15 protein-coding genes are annotated in these 23,535 nt (G+C 65.5%); 8 read left to right on the top strand and 7 right to left on the bottom strand.

Going from position 1 to position 23,535, the window contains the following annotated elements; all coding sequences use genetic code 11:
- Position 1 precedes the first annotated feature (1 nt).
- Positions 2–946, bottom strand: coding sequence for a proline racemase family protein (locus tag LR961_RS00485; protein WP_232146474.1), 945 nt, complete (start codon positions 944–946; stop codon positions 2–4).
- Between the two features lie 178 nt (positions 947–1,124).
- Between LR961_RS00485 and LR961_RS00480 the strand changes: the two genes are divergently transcribed.
- Both LR961_RS00480 and LR961_RS00475 read left to right on the top strand, forming a co-directional pair.
- Entirely contained in the window at positions 1,125–1,826 is a 702-nt protein-coding gene (locus LR961_RS00480; protein ID WP_232146473.1) for an AraC family transcriptional regulator, read from the top strand.
- Positions 1,827–2,123: 297 nt separating this feature from the next.
- Positions 2,124–2,999 (top strand): methylglyoxal synthase, encoded by an 876-nt coding sequence (locus LR961_RS00475; RefSeq protein WP_232146472.1) that lies wholly within the window; start codon positions 2,124–2,126, stop codon positions 2,997–2,999.
- Positions 3,000–3,242: 243 nt separating this feature from the next.
- Here LR961_RS00475 and LR961_RS00470 read toward each other — a convergent pair whose 3' ends face one another.
- On the bottom strand, positions 3,243–7,016 hold the full coding sequence (locus LR961_RS00470) for a LamG domain-containing protein (protein WP_232146471.1): 3,774 nt from the start codon (positions 7,014–7,016) through the stop codon (positions 3,243–3,245).
- A 163-nt stretch (positions 7,017–7,179) separates the two neighbouring features.
- A complete protein-coding gene (locus tag LR961_RS00465; protein WP_232146470.1) occupies positions 7,180–9,936 on the bottom strand; it encodes a TonB-dependent receptor in 2,757 nt (918 codons plus the stop codon).
- A gap of 275 nt (positions 9,937–10,211) precedes the next feature.
- Here LR961_RS00465 and LR961_RS00460 point away from each other — a divergent pair, with 275 nt between their 5' ends.
- The gene (locus LR961_RS00460; RefSeq protein ID WP_232146469.1) at positions 10,212–11,234 is read left to right on the top strand and encodes a sugar kinase; all 1,023 of its coding nucleotides are present in this window, start codon (positions 10,212–10,214) and stop codon (positions 11,232–11,234) included.
- Positions 11,221–11,859, top strand: a complete 639-nt coding sequence (gene eda, locus LR961_RS00455) for a bifunctional 4-hydroxy-2-oxoglutarate aldolase/2-dehydro-3-deoxy-phosphogluconate aldolase (RefSeq protein ID WP_232146468.1) — start codon at positions 11,221–11,223, stop codon at positions 11,857–11,859. Before LR961_RS00460 ends, eda begins: the two co-directional genes overlap by 14 nt.
- 228 nt (positions 11,860–12,087) lie before the next feature.
- Here the strand turns inward: eda and LR961_RS00450 are convergent, their stop codons facing one another.
- Positions 12,088–13,944 (bottom strand): sigma-54-dependent Fis family transcriptional regulator, encoded by a 1,857-nt coding sequence (locus LR961_RS00450; RefSeq protein WP_232146467.1) that lies wholly within the window; start codon positions 13,942–13,944, stop codon positions 12,088–12,090.
- A gap of 254 nt (positions 13,945–14,198) precedes the next feature.
- Between LR961_RS00450 and adh the strand changes: the two genes are divergently transcribed.
- Positions 14,199–15,728, top strand: coding sequence for an aldehyde dehydrogenase (adh, locus tag LR961_RS00445; protein ID WP_232146466.1), 1,530 nt, complete (start codon positions 14,199–14,201; stop codon positions 15,726–15,728).
- A gap of 98 nt (positions 15,729–15,826) precedes the next feature.
- Positions 15,827–16,855, top strand: a complete 1,029-nt coding sequence (adhP, locus tag LR961_RS00440; protein ID WP_232146465.1) for an alcohol dehydrogenase AdhP — start codon at positions 15,827–15,829, stop codon at positions 16,853–16,855.
- Between the two features lie 218 nt (positions 16,856–17,073).
- Here adhP and LR961_RS00435 read toward each other — a convergent pair whose 3' ends face one another.
- Both LR961_RS00435 and LR961_RS00430 read right to left on the bottom strand, forming a co-directional pair.
- Positions 17,074–17,463 carry a hypothetical protein gene (locus LR961_RS00435; RefSeq protein ID WP_232146464.1) on the bottom strand — a complete coding sequence of 130 codons (390 nt, stop codon included), beginning with the start codon at positions 17,461–17,463 and terminating at the stop codon, positions 17,074–17,076.
- Between the two features lie 313 nt (positions 17,464–17,776).
- Entirely contained in the window at positions 17,777–19,897 is a 2,121-nt protein-coding gene (locus LR961_RS00430) for a TonB-dependent receptor (protein ID WP_232146463.1), read from the bottom strand.
- Between the two features lie 173 nt (positions 19,898–20,070).
- Here LR961_RS00430 and LR961_RS00425 point away from each other — a divergent pair, with 173 nt between their 5' ends.
- The gene (locus LR961_RS00425) at positions 20,071–21,273 is read left to right on the top strand and encodes an amino acid aminotransferase (protein WP_232146462.1); all 1,203 of its coding nucleotides are present in this window, start codon (positions 20,071–20,073) and stop codon (positions 21,271–21,273) included.
- 389 nt (positions 21,274–21,662) lie between these two features.
- Here the strand turns inward: LR961_RS00425 and LR961_RS00420 are convergent, their stop codons facing one another.
- Positions 21,663–22,286: a hypothetical protein gene (locus LR961_RS00420; protein ID WP_232146461.1), complete on the bottom strand. Its 624-nt coding sequence runs from the start codon at positions 22,284–22,286 to the stop codon at positions 21,663–21,665.
- Between the two features lie 178 nt (positions 22,287–22,464).
- On the opposite strand from LR961_RS00420, the gene LR961_RS00415 reads away from it, so the two are divergent.
- A complete protein-coding gene (locus tag LR961_RS00415; protein WP_232146460.1) occupies positions 22,465–23,478 on the top strand; it encodes a class 1 fructose-bisphosphatase in 1,014 nt (337 codons plus the stop codon).
- The last annotated feature ends 57 nt before the right edge of the window (positions 23,479–23,535 follow it).

Below are 23,535 nucleotides of genomic sequence, written 5' to 3'. Positions count from 1 at the left end.
GTCAGGGACGCGTCCCGCCGATGCCCCAGGCCAGCGGATCGCTGTCCTCGATCAGGATCTGCGAGGTGCCGGTGATCCAGGCCTGGCCGGTGATGGTCGGCATGACCCCGCGCCCGCCGTTGCGGTAGCTGCCCTCGAATGCACTGCCAAGAATGCCCTGCTGCACCCAGCGCTCGCCTTCGGCCAGTTCGGCATCGGCGGCCAGGCAGGCGATCTTGGCGCTGGTGCCGGTACCGCAGGGGGAGCGGTCGTAGGCGCCGCCCGGGCACATCACGAAGTTGCGTGCGCCCGAGCCATCCGGTGCATCGCCGCTGATTTCGACATGGTCGATGACCCCGCCATCCTCGCCCCGGATGCCGGCGGCCTCCAGCGCCTGCTGGATGGCGATGGTGTAGCTGCTCAGTTCATTGCGGTGGCCGATGTCCAGCGCGCGCGGCGTCTGCGGCGTGATGAAAAACCAGTTGCCGCCCCAAGCGATGTCACCGGTGATGGTGCCGTAACCGGGCACCTCCACTTCGGCATCGGCGCGGTAGCGGTAGCTCTCGACGTTGTCGATGGACACCCGGCCATCGTCATGCAGGGTGACACCGACCACGCCCACCGGCGTTTCGATCAGGTGCTCACCCGGCTGGATGCTGCCGACGTGGGCCAGGGTGCGGGTCAGGCCGATGGTGCCGTGGCCACACATGCCCAGGTAGCCGACATTGTTGAAGAAGATCACCGCCGCGCAGCAGCGCGGATCGGTCGGCGGCTGCAACAGCGCACCCACCATCGTGTCCGAGCCACGCGGCTCGCAGGCGATGGCGCTGCGCCAATGGTCATACGTAGCGCGGAAGGCTTCGCGGCGCTGGGCCAGGCTGCCATTGCCCAGGTCCGGGAAACCGGACATGACGACGCGGGTGGGTTCGCCGGCGGTGTGGGAGTCGATGACGTGGATGGTCTGCATGGCGACATCTTCTTCCCGCCGGGTAAATCCACGCTAGGACAGACTCCCCAACGCGGATGCGGAAATCCGCACAATCAAAACCGCGCATCGCGTCGTGGAATGCTGTATTACTGCGTCAGCCACCGTTTCTTACGTGAAGGCCTACGACGCAATGCAGCACAACAAGAAAACTGCCCAGATGGATGTGCAACTTTCTCTGGATGAGTTGCAGGAGATCTTTGATGCCCTGCCGGACGTGGTGTTCTTCATCAAGGACCGCCACTGCCGCTACACCCACGTCAACAACACGCTGGTGAAGCGGCTTGGGATGAAGAGCCGCGACGACCTGGTCGGCAAAACCGCGCTGCAGGTGTTTCCCGAGCGGCTGGGCAGCTCCTACCTTGCCCAGGACAAGCGGGTGCTGGAAGGCGAGGTCATCGAGAACCAGCTGGAGCTGCACCTGTATGCCAACCGCAGCGCCGGCTGGTGCCTGACCATCAAGCGGCCACTGAACGCCGGCAAGCAGATCGGCGGGCTGATTGGCATCTCGCGCGACCTCGGCCGGCCGGACAACCGCGACTCCTCGTTCACCCGCTTGCAGCGCGCACTGGCGCACATGCAGGCCAACTACGGCCTGCCGCTGCGCGTGCAGGCGTTGGCGGACATCGCCGGGGTTTCGGTAGCGCAGCTGGAGCGCCTGTTCAAGCGGGTCTTCCAGCTCAGCCCGCAGCAGCTGTTGACCAAGCTGCGCATCGAGGAAGCGATGCGCCTGTTGCTGACCGAGATGAACATCGCCGAGATCGGCCAGGCCTGCGGGTTCTCGGACCAGAGCGCGTTCTCCCGGCAGTTCAAGGCCACGGTGGGCATCACCCCGAGGGACTACCGGGCGATGATGCGCTGAGGCTTCCGCGGAAGCTCAGGAGCTGCCCGCGCCCCAGCCCCGCTCCGCGCCCCGGCCCTTGCGCCAGCGCATAGGGCGCTCAGCGGGGCTGCGAACCCATGGTCCGCAGACAAGCCCGTATCGCCTCGCATGCGGGATGGGCAGCAACAGCAGTGCCTGATCTCTCCCCTCCCCCGTTGACGGGGAAAGAACCCGAAGGGCGGATGAGGAGGCTTTGGCTTTCGCCTGTAATCAATCATGGGCAGGCTGGGAAGGCGTGACCTAAACTCATCAGCCAACGAACCAAGGGGAACCCCGATGCGCATCGGCCTGGCCGCCAACCGCCTGCACCATGAGAGCGCCGACGCGGCGCTGTTCCGCTGGCTGCGTGCCTGCGAGCACGGCATCCGCGAACTGGACGTGGAGCTGCATGCGGTTGGACGCACCTACGATGCCATTGCCGGCGCCGGCCCACTCAGCGGCTACCCGGCGCTCAAGCGCTATCCCAACGGCCGCGAAGGCGGGCTGATGAAGCTGGTGGCCGAAGTGGTCGGCATGGGCACGCCGGAGCGCACGCTCGATGGTGCGATCTACTTCATCGACCCGGTCGATCCGTCTTCCATCTTCCCCGAAGCCATCGCGCTCAAGCGTCAATGCGTGATCCACGGCAAGCCCTTCATCTCGACGGTTGCCACCGCGCGTGACTGGATCGAGATGGAGCGCATCCGCGCGGGTCTTGCGCCGGACCCGGGGGCCGATGATCTCAATGATTTCGGCAACCAGACCTTGGCGCTGATCGCCCACGACGCACGCAAGCCGCAGATGCTGGACTTCGCTGCCGAGCACTTCGATGTGCTGTCGCTGTTTGCCGAGCGCATCGGCACCGGCACCACCGGCCAGCATCTGAACGAGATGGCCTGGAGCCGTGGCTGGCCCCGCGAGCAGGAATGGGTGCAGCGCTTCCAGAGCGGCCCGCTGGGCGGCGACGCACAGATCGCCGACCGTGTGCTGGAGCATCGTTGCCAGCGCGCGATCTTCTTCGAGGACCCGCATGTGGCACGCCAGCACGAAGCCGACATCCAGCTGCTGGAGCGCGCGGTCACCACGGTGACGGATGAAGCGGTGTGCATTACCGCGCCGAACATCGCTGAACGCTGGGCACAGGCTGTGGTGTTGCGGCGGCAGCGGCGCTGAGGGCTGAGGGCTGAGGGCTGAGGGCTGCGCGATCGTAGATGCGGTTGCGATAAGGCGCCAGAGCTACCCCTCCCCAACCCTCCCCTTGCCTGCGGCAAAGGGAGGGGCAGGCCTGCATGATCTGTGGGTCTGCTGCGAAATCCGCTTCTGCCCCCTCCCTTTTGCGAAGCAAAGGGGAGGGCTGGGGAGGGGTGCCGTTCGCGATCTGCGGACAGCTCTTTCCAACGAGAACGGCGGCTCTGCTTACTCCAACGGCAGACGGTTGTTGCGAAGAGTCACTTCCCCGCCCTGCCCTTCCTGCATCACCCGTACGTGCGCGCCGCTGCGATTGAAGCCTGCAGGCAATGCGAGCTCCACCTGCACCGTGCGCGGCTTCAGATCCAACGGCGCCTCCAGCTCGGGAATCGCCACACGCGAAACCTCGCGGCCGCGCGCATCCTCCAGCACCGCATGCCCTGCCGTCGTGGCCACATGGCCGAGGCTGTGCACGGTCAGCACCACGCGCTCACCTTCGACCCGCAGATCCCCACGACCAATACCCAGATCCGCACGTGTCTCCACCGGCACGCCCGCCGTGATCAACTCGAATTCGAACACCTGCGTCTGCCTTGGCATGAACCGCAACTCGGTGCCGACGCTCTTCTCCAGCAGCACCTCACGCAGCTGCGGCTTTCCGTCGATCACACCGTCCCCGTCGCGATCAATGCCGCTGCTGATTCGCCATGTACCGGGCGCGATGTTCCACCCGGTCAGCGTCGCATCCTGCGGCTTGCCACTCACGTTGTAGGCAATGACCTTGAAACGCTCACGCGAAGGCGCATGCACCGCCAGCGCCACCTGCTCGGCGCCCTCCGCTTGTGCGAATGTCCAGCTCACGGTGTGGCCCGGCCAGCTCTGGTTGCGCTTGAGCGCGATGCCACCCAGGCGCACGCGCTGCAGGAACTCGCTCGGCGCTTCGACGCGATCACTCCACCAATGCCCTTCGGTGTTCATGTATTCGCGTTGTGCCTTGGCCTGGATGCCGTCTGCATGCAGCTGCTGCAGGTACTTCATGTCACCGGTCAGCTGCCAGGCGGCGATGTTGGCGAAACCGGCGCCGCCCTTGTCGGCATCGGCAACCAGTTGCTTGCCCCAGTCCTGCTGCCGGCCGAGCACGTCGATGTAGTTCTCGCCCAGGTTGGACAGCACGCCCGGCCCGCCACGCACCACGCGGTAGTCCAGCGCCTTGAGGTACTTGTCATCACCGCTCCAGCGCCATGCCGCCCAGAACAGGTGCATGACATCGCCACTGCCCGAACCCTGGTTCAACTCGCCGCCGCGCGTCTTGCCGGTCGCCCAGTTGATCTCGTTGGGCAGTGCCCAGCGGCCCTTGTCGTCGGTATAGGCGTGGGCCAGATAGCCGTCGGCCAGGCCGGTGACCAACTTGCGGCCGGTCGGATCGGCGTTGTATTCGCCCACCAGGAACGCCGGATGCAGCGCCGGGAACGAATACGGCTTCTGCCATTGCCAGTTCGGCTCGCGGTAGACCTTGTTGCCACCGTACCAGTTGCTGGAGAACAGCAGATGGCCCTGCGGGTTGGGCAGGACGATGCGCTCATCGAACGCCTTGACCGTTTCCATAAGGCGCTCGACGGTCAGCGGGTCGCCCCAGTTGAGGTACAGCATCGCGCTGTTGGTGTTGATGCCCTCCTCGTAGGCATGCAGCTCGTCGGTCTCGATCGTGCTCAGGCCATGGGAGAACATGCCGTTGCGGTACACCGCGTCGGACAACGCGGTCAGCGAGGCGTTGAGCTTGTCCGGCTGCACGCCCATCAGGGCCAGCCCCGGCCACTGCTGGGTCAGGTCGGAATCATCGGAGATGCCGCCCCCGAAATCGCCGTATGCCACCTGCCGTTCGTCGATCCACCAGTCGACGAAACGACGCACGTGCTTGAGGTCCTCGAGCTGGTTGAACGCCCACGCCGGCACGCCCTTCGGCGCTTGCGGTGCGGTGAACGGTGGCCTGCCCTGGCTGTTGTAGCTGATGTAGTTCCAGTACAGGCGGCCGAGCGGGTGCTCCGGATCAACCCGCAGCAGATCGCTCAGGTCGGCGTAGACGCGCGCATACAAGCGTTGCCGCTTCGACGTGGTGTGTTCTTCGACCAGAAATCCCCAGTTGTCGCGCACCTGGTTGAAGCGGTCGGCAACGTGTTCCTTGATCGCTTCCTTGCGGTCCTTGAACACCAGTCGCACTTCCGCACCATCCAGCGATGCGGCGTTGAAGCCCGGCGCGGCCGAGGCGATCGACAGCCACAGGCTGTCGGCGGTGAGGATGCGGTCGCGCAGGTCCAGCCACAGCGTGCGCGCTTCGCCCGGCTTCACCGAGACCGACACATCGATCATGTCGCGTGCCGGCCAGATCGGGTCCTTGATGCGGATGTTCAGCGGAATCAGCCCAGCGTGCGTGGCCGGCAGCGCCAACGCGGGGATATCGATGGCCACGCCATCCAGGCCGTCGTGCATGTTCTCCCAGCTGTGCGCCCAGCTGCGGATCAGCGGCTGCGCGGCCGGTGCGTCGCCCACGCCCGAAGGAATCAGCACATGCACGATCGGCAGCGGTGTGCTCGGCAGCGAACCGGCGCTGCGCTTGCGTGATCCTGCCCCCTTGGGCAGGGCCATCACCGTGCTGCGTTCATCCGCCGCGAAGCGGCCATCGATGTACTCGCGCAAGGAGGCAACATTGATGTAGTCCGGCTGCACGCTGCTGTCGATCAGGTAGCGCTGCTTGACCGTGCCCTCCGGCTCGGCGGCATCGCTGACGCGGTAGCCCCAGATTTCCTGGATCGGCGTTTCCTGCTCGATGTTGGAAAAGCGCAACGTGCCGCCCTGCTGTTCGGCAAAGCTGTCCACGCTGCGCACGATGCCCTTGGGCCGGGTGAACAACGTGCCGTTGCTGCCGTCTAGCGTGCCAAATGCAGCGCCACGGATCTCGATGCGGTTGATGCCCTCGCCGTCCGGAACGGTAAGGTCCAGGTGTTGGCCACCTTCGACGTAGGTGTTCCAGTCCGGCAGCTGGAAATAGTCATCGCGCCCGGCCAGGCGCGAACGGTTGTAGACGCCCGGCCAGGTGGTTTCGGCAATGCCATCGGTGCCTTTCCACATCCACTGCTTGTTGTCCTTGACGTCGGCAAACTCGATCTTGCGAATCGTTGTCGCCGGCGTGGACAGCGCCGGCGGTGCGGCGCCGTCCCAGCCATGACGGTGCCACCATGCACGCTGCGAGGTACCCGCATTCTGGTCGCTATGTGGCTCGGCGTTGCGCGCCAAGGCAGCCACCGCCGCTGCATCCAGCATGTGGTCGTAGGCACGGATCTCGTCGAAATCGCTGCCGCGCAGGAAGTTGTAGCGGCTCTGCACCTGATACGGCGCCATCACCCGCCCGGCCAGGCCAAGCTGGTCGAGTGCGGCATCGTAGTCGCCCGTGGTTTCCGCGCGTGCCACTTCGCGGCCATCGACAAACAGCTTCACGCCCTTTTCTTCATCCCAGGCAAAGGCGATGTGCTGCCATTGCGCCGGTGTCGGGTTCTTGTCCAGCTTGAACGACACGCGGGTGCGCGCGAGGTTGGCATCGGTGACGAAGGCATCAAAGCCCTGCCCGTTCCAGTCGATGCGCAGCCAGGCCATGTCCCAGCTGCTGTGGTCGGCATAGCCGACGCGGAAGATCACGAACGGCGCTTCACCCACCGCATAGCGCGAGCGCCAGAAGAAGGACAAGGTGCCACGCGCGGCCTGGATGTTGCCCGGCGCATTCCACGACAGCACGCCGTCGTCCTGCCACTGGATGGCGCGGCCATGCGCACCGTCGTCGACCAGGCTCACCTTGTCCTGGAAGTTGGGTACCGGATCGCCCAGGGCGTGATCGGCGACGAAGCCCTTGTCGGCGGACACACGGAACAGCAGTTGCGGGGAGGTGGTGCCTTGCGCGGCTGCGGGAAGCGCTGCGAGCAGTGCAGCGGTCAACAGCAGCGGGCGGAGCATGGAACCTGCGGAACGTGGTGACATCGTGCATCTCTTGGAGGCGTGCGGTGAGTCGGTGGTTCCGCACGCGGTGGGCCAAGTTAGCGACGCCAACGCGTCAACACATTCTGCGTCGCACCATCCCTGCCCTGCCCCGGCATTGCGCCGGGGCAGGCGTCTTTCATCAGAACTTGTAACGCAGGCCCAGCGTGTACTGACGGCCGGTTTCGCTGTACTCCAGCGGCAGCGACACGGTCGGGTTGGCCACCCACGACTCCTGCGCTTCGTTGGTCAGGTTGGCGCCTTCCAGGCTGACTTCCAGCTGGTCACTGATGCGGTAGCGGATCGACGCATCCAGGAAGGTGGTGCCGCTCTGGCCATGGACGCCATCGGCCGCGCTGTTGAAGCCGGCTTCGGTGCCCGGCACCTGGATCAGGTAGTCGTCGCGGTTGGTCGCCGACACGCGGCCGGACCAGCGCTCGCCTTCATAGAACAGCGTGGCGTTCCAGGCGTTCTCGGACAGGCCGGTCAGGTCGGTCTTCTGCGCCGGTGCGCCGGTGCTGGTCAGGTACTGGATCTTGGACTCGACGTAGGTGTAGTTCAGCTGCACGCCGAGGTTGGACCACTTGCCTGGCAGGAAGGTGAACGGCTGGATGTAGTTGAACTCCACGCCGGTCAGGTCGCCGCCGGGGGTGTTGATCGGCACGCTGAACACGAACTCGTCGTTGACCGTGGCGGTAGTGCCATCGAGCAGGCTGGCCGGCAGGCCGCTCTGCGAATAGATGCGGCTTTCGCGGGTGTTCTGGATGAAGCTCTCGATGTCCTTGTAAAACACCGCCACGCCCAGCATTGCGCCGGCATCGAAGTACCACTCGAAGCCCAGGTCGGCGGTCTTGGCGCGGATCGGGTCGAGCAGCGGGTTGCCACCGCTGACGGTGCGGGCGCTGCCGCTGACGCTGACGGTGACGCCCGGGGTCAGGCTGCCCAGGCCCGGACGCGACATCACCTTGGCCGCGCCAAAGCGGATCAGGAAGTCCGGGGTGATCTCGGCCACCAGGTTCAACGACGGCAGGAAGTCGTTGTACTCGCGGCTTACCGTGGCCACCACCGGCTTGCCGGTAGCGGTGGCGGTGCCGGTGGAACTCTGCTTGGTCTTGACGTAGCGCGCGCCGATATTGCCCGACACCGGCACCGAGCCGATATCGAAACCGAACTTGCCCATCAACCAGCCGGAGCGATCCTGCTCGGTGACACTGCGCATGCTGGGTGCGTAATCAATCAACGCATAGTCGCCAGTGCCGCTGAGGATGCCGAAGGTGTTGGCGATGCCGTCGAAGTTGGGCACCACCCACTTGCCCGGCGCGCCGGACATGCCCTGCAGGCTGGCCAGCTCGGTCATGTCCACCGGCACGATCTTGCTGCCGTTGAAGCTGGGCACGTTGGTCTCGGTGGCGGCACGGCGGCGTTCGATCGAATCGAAGTTGAAGTTCTTGGCCTGGATGCCGCCTTCCAGCGTGAACGAAGGCACGATCGCCCAGGAGAACTCCACCTGGCCGTTGTCGAAATCGTTGGTGACGTAGTTCTGGCGCAGGCGGATGGTGGACAGCGTCCAGCCATTGGGGTCGGTCGGATTGACGCCGTAGTTGAACACCGGCTTGTTGGCGTTGCCACGGTAGTCGTAGCTGTAGCCGTCCACGTTGAGCTTATCCATCATCACCGTGGCCTGGATCGGGTTCTCGTGCTTGGAGCGCGAGGTACCCACCTTGCCGGTGATGGAGAAGTTGTCGGTCAGCTTGTGTTCGCCGTCCAGGCTGATCTGGTAGAAATCCGTGGTCCATTCGTCATGGCGGTTCTCGGCGCGGATGTCGACGTTGTCCATCTGCGCGTAGACCAATGCGCCGTTGCGCACTTCGCCGTTGTTGACCAGGATTTCCTTCTTGCCGTCATTGCTGGACTTGCTCAGGCCGTTGGCCTCGATGTACTTCTCGTCGCGCTTGGCGTCGATCTTGGAGTACAGCGCGTCCAGGCTGAAGATGGTGCGGTCGCTGGGCTTGAACTGCAGTGCACCGGTCACGCCCAGGCGCTTCTGGTCATGCTCCATCAGCGTGTAGCGCGGGAAACGCGGCGAATACACGTCCGCGCGCAGCGCATCCTTGTATGCGGAGTTGGGGTTGTAGCCACCATTGGTGGTGCCGCCGGCCCAACGCACCGTACCGGTACCCTCTTCCACCGTCTCACGCTCGGAATATGCCACCGACAGCAGCGCACCGAACTTGCCGTCAGCCCAGCTGTTGGCGATCAGGCCGGCAAAGCGCGGCATCGCCGACTGCGAGGCGTCGTTGTAACCGGCCTGCGCGTTGCCGACGATGGTCAGGCCGTCATAGTCGAACGGGCGCGCGGTGCGCAGGTCGACGGTGGCGCCCAGCGAGCCCTCTTCCACGTCGGCCGAGGCGGTCTTGCGTGCGATCAGCTGCGAGAACAGGTCCGAGGCGAACACATTGAAGTCGAAGCCACGGCCACGGTTGGTGCCGCCCTGGCCGTCGCTGCTGCCAACGGTGCTCAGCGCTTCCAGGCCGTTGATGCGCACGCGGGTGAAGTCCGGGCCCAGGCCACGCACCGAGATGTTGCGGCCCTCGCCGCCATCACGGGTGATCACCACGCCAGGAATGCGCTGCAGCGACTCGGCCAGGTTGCTGTCCGGGAACTTGCCGATGTCCTCGGCGACGATGGCGTCGACCATGCCGGTTTCGCCGCGCTTGATGTCCAGGGCCTTCTCGACGCTGGCGCGGTAGCCGGTGACGGTGACCGCGTCCAGGTCGACGGCCGCATCCTGTGCGGTGGCGGCGTTCTGGGCGCTGGCGACGCCGGCCTGCAGGGCCAGGCCGATGGCCAGCGCGAGCAAGGTAACCGGTGTCTTTTTCTGTGCGTTACGTGGATCCATGTGCTTCCCCTCTCCAAAGGTTTACATGCGATTCGTTTGATGCGTATGCGCTGCTGATTGCGGATGACACCGCTAGTCAAAACGGAAAGTAGCAGCTGCGTAAAAATGGAGCATCTTGCAGTGCAACAGGCCGCCAAACCGCTGGAAACCGTTGTCCCAAGGACATTCCGGGGACCGATGAACAGGAGACAGGGAGACAGAATCGACGTTATGACACCGATAGTCATCGGCTCATGCCATCATTCCCACCGATTCGACGGCGAGCAGGAGTCCTGATGCGTTCCACCCGTGTTGTCTGCTTTGGCGAGCTGCTGCTGCGCCTGGGTGCCCCCGGCAACCAGCTGCTGCTGCAGAGCCCTTCCCTTGAGGTGCACTGCGGTGGCGCCGAGGCCAATGTCGGCGTGTCGCTGGCCCATTTCGGCCACGACGTGGCCATGGTCAGCGTGGTTGCCGACAACCCGCTCGGTGCCGCGGTCACCGGTGAACTGCGCCGGCACGGCGTGGACACCGCCGGCGTGCGTCGCAGCGACGGCCGCATGGGCCTGTACTTCCTGACCACCGGTGCCGGCCACCGCCCCAGTGAAGTGGTCTACGACCGCGCCGACTCGGCCTTTGCCAGTGCCCGCGCCGACAGCCATGACTGGCCGGTGCTGCTGCACGGTGCGCAGTGGCTGCACCTGTCCGGGGTGAGCCCGGCACTCGGGCCGGACGCGGCACAGGCCACGCTGGATGCCGCACGTGCCGCGTGCGCGCTGGGCATCAAGGTGTCCTTCGATGGCAACTTCCGACCCAAGCTGTGGGAGCGCTGGGGCGGGGATGCCAAGGCGATCCTGCGCGACCTGTTTGATTGCGCGCACATCGTGTTCGCCGACTACCGCGACATCGGCGTGGTGCTGGGCGGCGAGTTCAGCCAGGCCGAGCCGCAGGCGCGTGTGGATGCCGCCGCAGCGATGGCGTTCGCCGCGTTCCCGCGCCTGCAGTACATGGCCTGCACGCAGCGCGCCGCGCACAGCGTCGGCCATCATTCTCTCGGTGCCATGCTGCTCGGTCGCGACGGCATCCGTGCGCTTGCGCCGCAGGAAGAGTTGACCGACATCGTTGACCGCATCGGCGGCGGCGATGCGTTTGCCGCCGGTGTGCTGCATGGCCTGATCGAAGGCTTCGATGCCGACGCCACGATCCGCTTCGGCCTGGCCGCTGGCTGCCTGAAGCATTCCATTCCCGGTGATTTCAACCCGGTCGGCGTGGCCGACGTCATGGCCCTGGTGGGCGAAGGAAAGTTCGATGTTCGGCGCTGATCCGCGCGTACGCGCAATTCTCAAACTGGCCCCGGTGATCCCGGTGTTCACGCCCGACGACATCGATGACGCGGTGCAGGTGGCCCATGCGCTGCTGCGCGGCGGCCTGCCGGTGATCGAGGTAACGCTGCGTACGCCGCGTGCGATGGAGGCGATCAAGGCAATGGTCGAAGCGGTGCCCGATGCCGTGGTGGGCGCCGGCACCGTGCTCGACGCCAGGCAGCTGGAGCAGCTCAAGGCAGCGGGTGGACGCTTTGCCGTTTCGCCTGGCGCCACCGATCGGCTTTACGCCGCCGCGCGCGATGTGGACCTGCCATTCCTGCCGGGCGTTGCGACCTCATCGGAGCTGATGCGCGGGCTGGAACACGGGCTGGATACGTTCAAGTTCTTCCCGGCGGTACAGGCCGGCGGCGCGGCGATGCTGTCGGCATGGAATGGGCCGTTCGGCGACGTGCGCTTCTGTCCGACCGGCGGCATCAGCGCGCAGAACGCATCGCAATTCCTGCACCTGCCCAACGTGCTGTGCGTGGGCGGTTCCTGGTTGACCACGCGCGAGCTGTTGCAGGCGCGCGACTGGGCGGGGATCGAGCAGTTGGCCCGTCAGGCGTCGGTATTGCCGGGTTGATTGGAAGACGGGGCAGGGCGTTTACCCCTCCCCAACCCTCCCCTTGGCTGCGCCAAAGGGAGGGAACAGAAGCGGCAATCGCCGCTATCTGGAAGACCTCGCATGACCGCTCCCTCCCTTTGGCGCAGCCAAGGGGGTGAAGAGGGGCGTTTGTACGCCTCGGGCGTGCGACCCGATGAACGCCCGAGGCTGTGCCGCAGGGCCGGACGGGCCGGGGAGGGGGTGCTGCTAGAGCTTCAAACGCCGATACAAGGTGCTGCGATTCACCCCGAGCTGCTTGGCCGCCTTGCTGACATTGCCTTCGCACGCAGCCAGCGCATGTCGCATCGCTTCCAGCGTCAACGCATCCAGGCTGCCATCGACGGAAGGGGCAGGGGACCGGTTCTGCGGCTGGCGCAGGTACTCCGGCAACAACTCCACGCCGATCTGTTCACCCGGCCCGGTCAACGCCACCAGCGTGCGCAGGCAGGCGGCGAGCTGGCGCAGGTTCCCGGGCCAGTCGTAGTTCGCCAGCAGTTGCATCGTCTCTGGTGCAAGCACGCGCTGCTGTGCCAGCGGCTGCCACAGCGCCGCTATCCATTCACCGCGATCGGCCGCTTCGCGCAACGGTGCAAGCCGCAGCACATGATCGGCGATGCGGTAGTACAGGTCGGAACGGAAGCGGCCTTCGGCCATGGCCTGTTGCAGGTCGCAATGCGTGGCGCAGATCAGGCTGAAATCCAGCTTCACCGGTTTGCCACCGCCCAGCGGTGACAACTCCCGGTCCTGCAATACGCGCAGCAGACGTGGCTGCAATGCCAGCGGCATGTCGCCGATCTCATCCAGGAACAGCACGCCGCCCTGTGCCTGGCGCAGCAGCCCCTGGCTGCCTTGGCGACGGGCACCGGTGAAGGCGCCTTCTTCGTAACCGAACAGCTCCGCTTCGATCAGCCCTTCCGGCAACGCCGCGCAGTTCACCGCGACGAACGGCCGGGACGCACGGCTGCCTTGTGCATGCAGCGCGCGTGCGGCCACCTCTTTGCCGGTGCCGGTCTCGCCCTGCAGCAGCACCGGCAATCCTGCTTCAAGCACGCGCCCGGCGCGCACCAGTTGTTCGCGCTGGTGCGCGTCGAACACGCTGGCCGTGGCAGGCAACGGCGCTGCCCGAGCCGGTGCCGTGGACAGCTGCACGGCAACCGGATGCAGACGCGCCTGCGCGCGCGGCGCATCCACCTGTCCATGCAGGATGCGTCCACTGCGATCCTGCAACATGCCTTCATCGCGCATCCGCGACAGCGGCACATCGAACAGCGCTTCGTACGAGGCGCGGCCGATGTCGCCGTGCTCCAGCCCGAACAGACGCAGGCCGACGCCGTTGGCCGCGACCAGCCGGCCCTTGCGGAAGCCGAGCAGGCCTTCGCCCGGGGTGTGGAGCAGGGCAGGGTCGTGGTGCAGCCGCAACAGTTCGCACTCGGGCAGGCCGTCTTCGAAGAAGCGATGCTCGATGCGATTGGCGGCCAGGCGTGCCAACCCCAACGCATGCATCTGCTGCACGCTGGCCGGGCCGGTGATGTCGAGCACGCCCGCCACCAGCCCGTAGGGATCGTGGATGGGCGTGGCCGAGCAGCTGAGGATGCCGTGCGGGGCGAAGAAATGTTCGCCGCCACGTACTTCCATCGCCCGGCCTTCGACGATGGCAGTGCCGATGGCATTGGTGCCAACCGCCGCTTCGCTCCAGCACACGCCCGGTATCAACGCCACGCGCCCGGCCTTGTCGAGGAAGCCGGTGCTGCCTTCGGCATTGAGGATCCAGCCGGCCTCGTCGGTGAGCAGCACGATCGAGCCGGTGCTGGCCGCATGCGCGGCCAGTGCATCGGTCTCGGCGCGGGCCAACCGCCACAGCCGTTCATGGCTTTCACGCAGCTCACGCAGGTTCTGCCCGGGCAGCGGTTCGAGCTGGGGCTGTGCGTCCACGGCCAGGCCGCTGCGCTGACAGCGCCGCCACGACTGAAGGATGGTTTCGGGCACGCCGCCCACGGACGAGGTGCCGCGCTCGAAGAACGAACGACGGGCGTTGCCCACGCGATGTTGCAAGGCCTGCGTCATCACAAAACTCCTGTGTCGCAAATTGCGACAAGTGTTCAAACCACTGTCCCGATTAACAGCACACCCGTCCGGTGTCTGCAATGCGACCGGCTGACGCATTGCAGCAGGTTGTGGGTAACAACCGCGTCATCGCTGGCGTTCCAGCATGGCGCAGCGCAGCAGCGCGAACTTGGCATCGCCCTTGCGCCATGTGCTGACCACCGCCCGGCGTAGCCACGTCACGTGCGGTCCACCCACGCTTCCGGAGATGCCTCATGAATGCAGTCCTGTCCACCAAGCCGCAGGCCACCGATCCGCAATCGCTGTTCAAGCCGCGCTACGGCAACTACATCGGCGGCCAGTGGGTGGCTCCGCGTAGTGGCCAATACTTCGACAACGTCACCCCGGTCACCGGCAAGGTGTTCACCCAGGTGGCACGCTCCAATGCCGAAGACGTCGAGCTGGCGCTCGATGCCGCACACGCCGCCAAGGATGCCTGGGGAAAGACCTCCACCACCGAGCGCGCCAACCTGCTCAACCGCATCGCCGAGCGCATCGAGCAGAACCTGGTACTGATCGCGCACGCCGAAACCTGGGACAACGGCAAGCCGATCCGCGAGACGCTCAACGCCGACGTGCCGTTGATGGTTGACCACTTCCGCTACTTCGCCGGTGCGCTGCGTGCGCAGGAAGGCAGCCTGTCGCAGATCGACAACGACACCGTCGCCTACCACTTCCACGAGCCGCTGGGCGTGGTCGGGCAGATCATCCCGTGGAACTTCCCGCTGCTGATGGCCGCATGGAAACTGGCGCCGGCACTGGCCGCCGGCAACTGCGTGGTACTCAAGCCGGCCGAACAGACCCCGGCGTCGATCCTGGTGCTGATGGAAGTGATCGGCGACCTGCTTCCGCCGGGCGTGCTCAACATCGTCAACGGTTTCGGCCTGGAAGCGGGCAAGCCGCTGGCCAGCAGCCCGCGCATCGCCAAGATCGCCTTCACCGGTGAAACCGGCACCGGCCGGCTGATCATGCAGTACGCCAGCCAGAACCTGATCCCGGTGACGCTGGAACTGGGCGGCAAGTCGCCCAACATCTTCTTCGCCGACGTGATGGCCGAAGACGATGATTTCCTCGACAAGGCGGTGGAAGGTTTCGTGATGTTCGCCTTCAACCAGGGCGAGGTGTGCACCTGCCCGTCGCGTGCGCTGGTGCAGGAATCAATCTACGAAAAATTCATGGAGCGCGTGCTGGCACGCATCGCCGCGATCAAGCAGGGCAACCCGCTGGACCCCAACACCATGGTCGGCGCGCAGGCATCGGAAGAACAGCTGAAGAAGATCCTGTCCTACATCGATATCGGCAAGGCCGAAGGTGCGCAGGTGCTGATCGGCGGCGAGCAGAACCATCTGGGCGGTGATCTTGAAGGCGGCTTCTATGTCAAGCCGACCGTATTCAAGGGCCACAACAAGATGCGCGTGTTCCAGGAAGAAATTTTCGGCCCGGTGGTGTCGGTGACCACCTTCAAGACCGAGGAAGAAGCGTTGCAGATCGCCAACGACACGCTGTACGGGCTGGGCGCTGGCTTGTGGAGCCGCGATGCTTCACGTCTGTATCGCATGGGCCGTGCGATACAGGCCGGACGTGTGTGGACCAACTGCTATCACGCCTATCCGGCGCATGCAGCCTTCGGCGGCTACAAGCAGTCGGGCATCGGCCGCGAGAACCACAAGATGATGCTCGACCACTACCAGCAGACCAAGAACCTGCTGGTCAGCTACTCGCCGAAAAAACTGGGTTTCTTCTGAACCGCTGCCCGCCACGGGCAGTGGATTGATGACGATCAAGGCGCCGGCGAAGTGCCGGTGCCACCGTGCTGTCAGGCATCACCGATGGAGATGGAAGCATGAATAAAACCATGAAGGCCGCAGTCGTTCGCGAGTTCGGCAAACCGTTGCGGATCGAGGAAGTGGAAGTCCCGCGCCCGCTGGCCGGCGACATCCTGGTCAAGATCGAAGCCTGTGGCGTGTGCCACACCGACCTGCACGCCGTGGACGGCGATTGGCCGGTCAAACCCAACCCACCGTTCATTCCCGGCCACGAAGGCGTGGGCCACGTGGTGGCGGTAGGCGCGGGTGTCACCCACATCAAGGAAGGCGACCGGGTCGGCATTCCGTGGCTGTATTCGGCCTGCGGCTACTGCGAACACTGTCTGGGCGGCTGGGAAACGCTGTGCGAGGCGCAGCAGAACAGCGGTTATTCGGTCAACGGTGGTTTCGCCGAATACGCGCTGGCCAATGCCAACTACGTCGGTCTTCTGCCCAAGGAAGTGGGCTTTATCGAAATCGCGCCGATCCTGTGCGCCGGCGTCACCGTGTACAAGGGCCTGAAGGTCACCGACACCAAGCCGGGTGACTGGGTGGTGATTTCCGGCATCGGCGGCCTGGGCCACATGGCCGTGCAGTACGCCAAGGCGATGGGCCTGAACGTGGCGGCGGTGGATATCGACGACAGCAAGCTGAAGCTGGCCGAGCGCCTGGGTGCCACCGTCACCGTCAATGCCCGCAACACCGACCCGGCGGCGTTCCTGAAGAAGGAAATCGGCGGCGCGCATGGCGCGCTGGTGACGGCGGTTTCGCCCAAGGCCTTCGAGCAGGCGCTGGGCATGGTGCGTCGTGGCGGCACGGTGTCGCTCAATGGTCTGCCGCCGGGTGAGTTCCCGCTGGATATCTTCGGCATGGTGCTCAACGGCATCACCGTGCGTGGCTCCATCGTCGGCACCCGCCTGGATCTGCAGGAATCGCTGCAGTTCGCCGCCGAAGGCAAGGTGGCCGCAACGGTCAGCACCGACAAGCTGGAGAACATCAACGACGTGTTCAAGCGCATGCATGCTGGTGCGATCGAAGGACGCGTGGTGTTGGACTTCAACGCCTGATGTGAGGTGTGGCCTGTTGGTGCGGGCGAATGGCTGGACTGCTTATCCCTCCCCAACCCTCCCCTTGCCTATGGCAGAGAGAGGGAGCGGAAGCAGCTTTCGCAGCAACCTGACAGTCCACGCAGAACCGCCCCCTCCCTTTCGCATCGCGAAGGGGAGGGTTGGGGAGGGGTGCAGTTGCTGTCTTCCCGCCTCACTTCCCCCAAGCACACCGCGCGCTACCGCACATGTACTGCCGCCGCCGGCATGCGATCCAGTGCCAGCCACGCATCCTCGATCACCCCGCGCACCTGTTCCCAACGCAACCGCGATTCGCCGCGTGTCTGTTCCCAATGCTCGGCCAGTTCGGCTTCGGTATCGGCATTGCCGCGTGGCCAGTCGGCGGCATGGCTGGCCAGGGCGAAGGCATAGGCCGGTTGCAGGTCGCGCCAGCGCAGGGTACCGCGCCGTCGTCGGGCGTAATCGTCCAGGCTGTACTGCACGAAATCCTGCGCCACCTCATCGGCGGCATGCCGGCTGCGTTCGAGCCGGCCACGCCGTATCACCTTGGGATCGACGCTGAACAACGTCGGCGCGGGGCGGTGTTCGATACGGTCCGGGCGGTACATGGCGCGACCCTCCTGCGGGGTTGCCACAGATACGCCTGGTTCTGTCAGCGGCCTGTGATACGGCCGTTAGACAAAAGTGAGTGAGCCGGCGTGAGGAAGAAGGGAAGGGCGGTGGGTGCTGATTGCGCTGGCGCTGCATCGCTGAAAGCACCCCTCCCCAACCCTCCCCTTCGCCATGCGAAAGGGAGGGGGCGGTTCTGCGTGGACTGTCAGAGCGCTGCGAAAGCCGCTTCTGCCCCCTCCCTTTGGCGAAGCCAAGGGGAGGGTTGGGGAGGGGTCGCTTCTCAGGGTCGCTAGCCGCCGCAATCCCAGATCACCCACCCCGATCCCAAAGCCACTGCACGCCCACCGTGTAGCCCCGGTCCGGCCCCGGCTCGTAGTAGCGCTGGTTGCCGTCGTTGACGATCACCGAGCCGATGTAGCGCTGGTCCAGCACGTTGTCCACCCGCGCGAACAGCCGCAGCGGTCCGTGTGCGGTTGGCCACTCGCGCGCCGCCTCCAGATTCAGCAGGCCGTAGCCGGGCGCCCGCGCATTGCCCAGGTCGTTCACGCCGATATCGCTGGCGGCCACCACTTCCGCGGCCCATTGCCACGGGCCAGGCTGCCACTGCCAGCGCGCGAACAGCTGCTGGCGGGGTACGCCAGGCAGATCGGTGCCAGCGGCCACCGGATTGCGCGGCTGCGTGCAGGGCGAGGGCAGGCCGGTGCAAGTCAGATAGCCCTCACGCACCGTCGCCTGCAACCAGGTCCAGGCCAGCTGCAACTGCTGGCTCTGCCCGATGGGCTGCCACCAACCCAGTTCCACGCCCTGGCGGCGGGTGGCGCCAATGTTGCGGTAACTGCTGCGGCCGCCGCTGTTGGTGGCCACCGCCAGCTCGTCGTCGGTGTCGGCACGGAACAGCGCCAGTTCCAGCCGCGCGCCATTCTGCGCGCGCCATTTGCCACCCAGTTCGTAGTTGCGGCTGATGGCCGGTGCCAGGTCCAGCGCCAGACCGGCACCGCCGTCGGCGCGGTAGCCCAGCTCGTTGAAGGTAGGTGTTTCAAAACCGCGCCCGGCCGAGACGTACAGGCGCAGGTTGTCGTTGGCGCGGAACACCAGCCCGCCGACCGGCGTGGTGTCGGCGTACGCGCGACGACCACTGTCATCGGGGTTGCCGGCCGTCACGTAGTGATCTTCCGAACGGAACCGCACCTCACTGTGCCGCGCACCCACCAGCGCCGACCAGCGCGTGCTGAACTGCCACCATGCCTGCGCGAACTGGTCCACGTTCTGCACCTGGTCGCGCTGGTCACGCCGCAGCCGCCCCTTGATGCCAAGCGTGTCGCCGATGAAGTTCTCGTAGCCGGTGCGGTGCTGCCGCTGGCGGTCGGCGTTGGCGCCGATCACCAGTTCCAGCGGCTGGCCGGCCAGGCGGCCATGCCATGCCCAGCGCGCGTCCAGGCCGCCGTAGTTGCTGTCCAGGTCGATCACGCCACCGGAATGCAGCGGACTGTTCTGCGGGCCCGGTGGGATCGCCAGGAACTGCTCCACGCTGCGCTGCCCGGCGTAACCCATCAAACGCCAGGTCTGCTGTTCGCGCTCGTGCGTGTAGACCATGCCAGCCTGGTTCTGGCGCACCGATTTGCGGGTGTTGTACTGGGTCGCCACGGCGGTGGCCTGGCGTGGGTCTTCACGTACCTGCGCGCGGTTCAGGCCCAGCGGGTCCTGCGCATGCGGTGCGTCGAAGGCATTGAGCAGCAGTTCCAAGCGTTGTCCCGGTGCCAGCTCGAAGCCCAGGCGTGCATTGAGCGATTCACGCCGTGCCGCGCTGTGTTCGCGCCAGCCATCGGTGCGGAAATGGTTGGCGGCCACGTTGTAGTGCATCGCCGCGGCCTGGCCCTTGAGCTGCACGCCGGTGCTGCTGGTGGCGTTGCTGCCGTAGCTGCTGCGCAGGCGCCACGGATCGCCGGGCTGGCCATCGGCGCTCCACAGTTGCAGCACACCGCCGGAGGAATTGCCGTGCAGCGCCGAGAATGGCCCGCGCAGCACCTCGATGCGCTCGGCACCGAGCAGGTTGAAATGCGACAGCTGGCCCTGCCCATCAGGCATCGTCGCCGGAACCCCGTCCACCAGCAGGCGCACGCCACGCACGCCGAAGGTGGAACGCGCGCCAAACCCGCGTATCGACAGCTGCGTGTCCTGCGCGAAATTCTGCCGCTCCCGCGCCAGCAGCCCCGGAACCCCGCCCAGTGCCTCGGAAACCAGGGCGCCCCGGCCATTTCCCTCGGTCCCGACCGTGGTGACCGAGGCAGGCAGGTCGAAATCGTCCACTGCGTGCACCTTGACGGCCTGTACCTGCACGGTATCCAGGGTGGCCGGCAGTTCATCGCGTGCCAGGGCCGGCAGTGCCAGCAGCAGCCCGCAGACGGGCAGTAATCGGTTGCATGCGGTCATCGCTGCATTTTCACCGATGCAAGGTGATCGCCGCATCCGTTCACACAGCGAAGTTCCAGCTGAAACCCCTGCGGCCATGCAGGCCCAGCCCTGTTAGGATGACGCGGTTCTGGCCGCCGCTTTGCGGCCACGCCGGACATCCCCCACTCCCGCCACCTGATACGAGTACCGCCGTGTCCTTCTTTGCAAACGTGGAACAGGTTCCTGGCGACCCGATTCTGGGTCTGACCGAGGCATACAACGCTGACAGCCGCCCGACCAAGGTCAACCTTGGCGTCGGCATCTACTACGACGAAAACGGCCGCATTCCGCTGCTCCGTGCCGTCAAACAGTACGAACAGCAGCTGGTCGCCGAAGGCAAACCGCGTGGTTACCTGCCCATCGACGGCCTGCCGGCCTACAACCTGGCCACGCAGAAGCTGGTGTTCGGCGAAGGCTCGGATCTGCTTGCCGCTGGCCGCGTGGCCACCTCGCAGACCATCGGCGGCAGCGGTGCGCTGCGCGTCGGCGCGGACCTGCTGCGTACGCTGCTGCCGCACGCCACCGTGGCCATCAGCAACCCGAGCTGGGAAAACCACCGCGCCGTGTTCGGTGCCGCCGGTTTTGACGTGGTCGATTACACCTATTTCGACAACACCACCCACGGCCTGGATTTCGCCGGCATGGTCGCCGACCTGCAGAAGCTGCAGCCGGGCACCGTGGTGCTGCTGCACGCCTGCTGCCACAACCCGACCGGCGCCGATCTGAGCACCGAGCAGTGGAAGCAGGTTGCCGCGCTGCTGAAGGACCGCCAGCTGTTCCCCTTCATCGACATGGCCTACCAGGGCTTCGACAAGGGCATCGAGCCGGACGGCCAGGCCGTGCGCATCATCGCCGAGGCCGGCATCGACAGCTTCATCGTCGCCAATTCGTACTCCAAGTCGTTCTCGCTGTACGGCGAGCGCGTCGGTGCGTTGTCGGTGGTGGGCCCGGATGCGGCCTCTACCAAGGCCGTGCAGTCGCAGGTCAAGCGCATCATCCGCACCATCTACTCCAGCCCGTCCACCCACGGTGCCGCGCTGGTGGCCGGTGTGCTGGGCAGCGCCGAGCTGCGTGGCATGTGGGACGCCGAACTGACCGAGATGCGCGAGCGCATCCACGCCCTGCGCGCTGGCATGGTGCAGAAGCTGGCCGCCCTGGGCGCGCCGGAATTCGGCTTCATCCAGCAGCAGGCCGGCATGTTCTCGTACTCGGGCCTGAGCAAGGCACAGGTGGACAAGCTGCGTGACGACTACGGCATCTACGCCGTCGGCACCGGCCGCATCTGCGTGGCCGCGCTGAGCCAGAAGAACCTGGACTACGTGGCAAAGGCCGTCTACGACGTCAGCCGCGGCTGATCGTTTGACGCCTTGAACGGAAAAGCCCGGGGAAACCCGGGCTTTTTTGTGGCTGGCCGGGGAGGAGGTTCGATCCGGTTATCCACAGAGCACAGGTTATCCACAGGGAATCAACGGGTTTCGATGTCCGTCCTGTGGATAACGCCTGGATCACTCGAAAAGCCCCTCCCGGCTCGCCCCATTGCCATGCGAAAGAGCGGGAAGAACAAAAAAGCCGAACGCTGCCCAACCTGCCGGTCTGTACAAACCGCCACCTCCCTTTGGCGCAGCCAAGGGGAGGGTTGGGGAGGGGTAGCGCTTTCAGCCTGCGGACTTATCCACACGTAAACGCACACCGGAACTTACCCACAACCGCCTGTGGATAAAACCAGACGGGTGTCCACCCTCGCTTATGGCATATCCACAGGCTTCATCGCTTCGGCCAGCGGCTTGTAGACCAGGCCCAGGTAGTACATCTGCCCGCGCGGATCGGGAATGATGGTGTTGGTCATGCTGACCACGGTGTCCTGGACGATCCACTTCGCGTGCAGCACCACCGGCGTGTCCTTGGGCCGGCGCGTGGTCTCGTTCAGATCGGCCGGCGGGCCATGGCGGTCGGTGAGCACGCGCTTGACCCGGTTGTAGCGGAACTCGGCACCTTCGCCCTTGCGGATCTGCGCATTGGTGACGGTGGCGGCGCGGTCCAGGTAGATGCCGTTCAACGTGCCTGCATCGCCGCCCATGTTGAAGACCGCCAGGAAGGTGATGCCGTCGATGGTGTAGTCCTCAAGGTAGGGACTGTCGCAGGCCCGGCCCTTGCCACTGGCGGCCTGTGCCTGGCGCTGCTCGTCGGTGCAGGGCAGGTTCCCGACCCGCTCGCCCAGTACCTGGCGGATCCGCGCTTCATCGGCCCCCCATTCCAGCCCCTCGAACAAGGACGGTGCGGCCATTGCCACGGCCGGGCACAACCCCAGCAGCGTCGCCGCCAGCGCACCGGCCAGACGCGCCTTGCACCCCAACAGAATTCCCTTCATTCCCAGCATCCTTGACCAACACGATCGGCCGGCAAGTCTGACCGGATCAGATGCCGTTGGCGATGGGCCGGACACGCCACGCGCTGTCCGCAACAGGACAGGAAATGACCACCAACTCGTAAATCCCCATCCAACCCGCGACAATAGCGGCCCTTTTGTCTGAAGGTAGTCCTTGTCCATGTCCCGTACGTCGCTGACCCGGTTCCTGATCGAAGAACAGCACGCCAAGCGCATCAACGCCGACCTGCGCCAGTTGGTGGCGGTGGTGGCACGCGCCTGCACCAGCATTTCGATCGCAGTGAGCAAGGGCGCCCTGGGCGGCGTACTGGGCGATGCCGGCACCGGCAACGTGCAGGGCGAGGCACAGAAGAAGCTGGACGTGATCTCCAACGAGATCCTGCTCGAAGCCAACGCCTGGGGTGGCCACCTGGCCGCCTGCGCCTCGGAGGAAATGGACCACAGCCAGCTGGTGCCGTCGGAATATCCACAGGGTGATTTCCTGCTGCTGTTCGATCCGCTGGACGGCAGCTCCAACATCGACGTCAACGTCTCGGTGGGCACCATCTTCTCGGTGCTGCGTGCACCCAAGGGTGTGGATAAGCCTGGGGACGAACACTTCCTGCAGGCAGGCACCCAGCAGGTTGCGGCCGGTTACTGCATCTACGGGCCCAGCACGATGCTGGTGCTGACCGTGGGCCACGGCACCCACGCCTTCACCCTGGACCGTGAAACCGGCGAGTTCGTGCTGACCCAGCGCGGCATGCAGGTGCCGGCCGACACCCAGGAGTTCGCCATCAACATGTCCAACCAGCGCCATTGGGAAGCGCCGATGCAGGGCTATGTGACCGACCTGCTGGCTGGCAAGGAAGGCGTGCGTGGCAAGAATTTCAACATGCGCTGGATCGCCTCGATGGTGGCCGACGTGCATCGCATCCTGACCCGCGGCGGCATCTTCATCTATCCGTGGGACAAGAAGGATCCGTCCAAGGCCGGCAAGCTGCGCCTGATGTACGAAGCCAACCCGATGTCGATGCTGGTCGAGCAGGCGGGCGGCGCGGCCACCAACGGCCGCACACGCATCCTCGACATCGCACCGGACCAGCTGCATCAGCGCGTGCCGGTGTTCCTCGGTTCGAAGAACGAAGTGGCCGAAGCCACCCGTTACCACACCGACTTCGACGCGAAGGCCTGATCCACGGAACGCGGTTTCTGATGACCCGGTAGAGCGCAGCGATGCTGCGCTGGAGCT

It is taken from the genome of Stenotrophomonas sp. SY1 (genome assembly GCF_021202945.1).
GTDB lineage: Bacteria > Pseudomonadota > Gammaproteobacteria > Xanthomonadales > Xanthomonadaceae > Stenotrophomonas.
Note: the sequence above shows the minus strand (reverse complement) of the source record. Positions and strands in the feature narration are given on the sequence as shown.